The 2,594-nt window shown below is 48.3% G+C and carries 3 protein-coding genes; 2 read left to right on the plus strand and 1 reads right to left on the minus strand.

What is annotated here, in order from left to right:
- A partial coding sequence (locus Q0257_RS07680; RefSeq protein ID WP_298023616.1) for an FAD-binding protein occupies window positions 1-1,231 on the minus strand: 1,231 nt, incomplete at its 3' end.
- A gap of 330 nt (window positions 1,232-1,561) precedes the next feature.
- Between Q0257_RS07680 and Q0257_RS07685 the strand changes: the two genes are divergently transcribed.
- Window positions 1,562-2,059, plus strand: a complete 498-nt coding sequence (locus tag Q0257_RS07685) for a hypothetical protein (protein WP_298023619.1) — start codon at window positions 1,562-1,564, stop codon at window positions 2,057-2,059.
- A 290-nt stretch (window positions 2,060-2,349) separates the two neighbouring features.
- Window positions 2,350-2,594: hypothetical protein (locus Q0257_RS07690; RefSeq protein ID WP_298023621.1), on the plus strand; the 245-nt coding region annotated here is incomplete at its 3' end.

Raw genomic sequence — 2,594 nt, forward strand, 5'->3', positions numbered from 1 at the left:
CGTCAAATTTAACCACATCTATGCCGCCCATCGAGTAGTGTGCGGTCGGACGAATCGGAATCGGCTCCTCGATAAGATCGATACCCTCAAACAAAATGGCGGTGTGTCTGATCTTAGGAAGGGCTTTTAAAATTTTATCTTTTCCGAGATGCCTTACGTCAAGTAGCACGTATGCGCCGAGTCCCTCGCCGTAGCCCCTACCCTCGCGAATCTCGGTTTCGATCGCGCGAGCTACGACATCGCGCGGCGCAAGCTCCATCTTTTCGTGGTAATTTTTCATAAAGCGCTCGCCTTTGTTGTTGAGCAGATATCCGCCCTCGCCTCGTGCAGCTTCGGTAATGAGCGCGCCGCCGCTTTTGATACCTGTAGGGTGGAACTGCACCATCTCCGGATCGCTAAATCCAAGACCCGCGCGCAGTGCCGCCGCGATGCCGTCGCCGGTAGCGATATAAGGCACCGAGGTGCGGTTGTAAAACATCCTCGTATATCCGCCCGTTGCGATTACCAAGGCTTTGCAAAGCACGGGATAAAAATCGCCAGTTTGGATATTTCGAAGCACGACGCCCTCGCATCTGCCGTCAGGTGCGCTGATCTCAAGCAACTCGTGATCGATTAAAAATTTCACGCCGTTGCTGACCGCATCGTCAAAACAGGCGTGCATCAAGATATGACCCGTCTTATCGGCGGAGTAGTTGCATCGTTTTTTAGACGCGCCGCCCATAAAGCGCTGTGCTACGCCGCCCGGGACGCCGCTTTCTTTGCCATCCACGCCGCCGCTAGCATTTCTGGAAAACAGCGTGCCGATGTAATCCATCTCGGCAATCGTAGGGCCCGCAAGTTCACAAAATTTAATCGCGGCGTCCTGATCTACAAGATATGCGCCGCCTTTTACGGTGTCGTAGGCGTGAAGTTTGTATGAATCGCCGCCACTGAAACTCGTAACGCCGTTGATACCGCCCTCCGCCATACAGGTGGCGTTGCGCGAAGGCATCATCTTCGTAGCTACTACAACACTGAGATTTGGATTACTCTTTCTTACCGCTACGGCTGCACGCAAACCCGCGCCTCCCGAGCCGATAATAAGTACGTCCACACTAGGAAGGCCGCCTTCGTTGCCGCCGTCTGCGCTTTTACTTTTGTCGGTATCCACGCAGCCGCTAAGGCTAAGCGCGCCGACGCTGATACAGGCCGATTTTAAGAAATCGCGTCTGTTGAAATTTGATTCGCTCATTGTACTTCCTTGAAATTTCGTTGAATGGCGGAGCCAAAACAGAATTCTTAAATTCAAGGAAATTATATATTATCAATTCTTTAAGAATATTGAAATTCTTAAATATTTTTTAGTAAAAAGAGCTAATTTTATCTTTAAGTTAAACAGATGGTTTTTGTATATTTTGCTTTATAAGATACGATTTCAACGAGATTTTAATATGATATTTGATTTTATATAATTTTGTAAAATTTTGAATTATCGTATCATTTTGATAATACCGCCGCGCGATAACCGTCGGTATAATCTCGCGCTGTATAATAGCGATAAATCCATTTTAAGGAGGATATTATGCGAAATTTTACATTATGTTTGATCGCCGCGATCGCACTTTGCGGCTGCGCGACCCCGCAGGATCGGTACGGCGGAGATGTCTATGACGCAAGCGAGACGAACCGCATGAGACAGAGCGATCGGATCGAGATCGTAGATGTCCTGCCCGCCAAGATCAACGTAGAGCGCTCCGAAGGCAATACGGGTAAAATTTTAGGCGGCGTCGCGGGCGGCACTACGGGCGCCATCGTCGGGCATAAGCTCGGCAAACATAGCAGCAGCAGGCGCTTAGCTGAGACCGTGGGGCTCGTGGGCGGTGCGGTAGTAGGCGCGGTCGCCGGAGATGCGATCCAAAACTCCCAAAAGACGGTGCAAGGCTCCAATATCATCTACAAGCTAAACGGCAAGGAGTACTCATCCGTGCAAGCCGATCCGCCGTGCAGATTTAGACGCGGCAAGGCTCTGCTGATCCACACGGGCAGCGAAACGCGGGTGCAGCCAAACTCGGGATGTTAACAGAACTCGGTATGTTAAATTTAAAGCCGCCCAAAGCTTGCGGTGGGATTTTGAAATTTTACCGCGACGCTTTGAATTTAAGAACGATGTTTTAAATTTTAAAGCGGCGCTTTGAATTCCACCGCGACGTTTAAAATTTTAAAAGCGGCGTTTTAAATCCAGAAGCGGCGCGGCTTTTGAAAATAGTGTCGCTAAAATTTGCGGGCGATAGAAATTTTAACTCTGCGAAATTTTAAGAGCCCGCTAAAATACTTTAATATATAATCGCCGCTTAAAAACATGGAGCGGCGATGAAAAAATTCTATCTTAAAATTTCAGCACTTGCGTTTATAATAGCATTTGCAGCGATCCCCGCTGCGGCAAAGGTAAGCGTAGATCATTTACAAACCCAAGAGGAAAAAGATTTAGCGATCTCTTGCGATAACGGCAACGGAAAATACAGCGCATGCACGAAACTAGTCGAAATTTTATCTAATAAATGCGACGGCGGAGATTATGAAAGCTGCGGGGCTGTCGGAATAATATTTACGGATTT

It is taken from the genome of uncultured Campylobacter sp., from assembly GCF_938018035.1.
GTDB lineage: Bacteria > Campylobacterota > Campylobacteria > Campylobacterales > Campylobacteraceae > Campylobacter_B.

Excerpts from the sequence above, each read along its gene's own strand:
- Q0257_RS07685 (WP_298023619.1), top strand. The coding sequence starts at position 1,562 with ATGCGAAATTTTACATTATGTTTGATCGCCGCGATCGCACTTTGCGGC.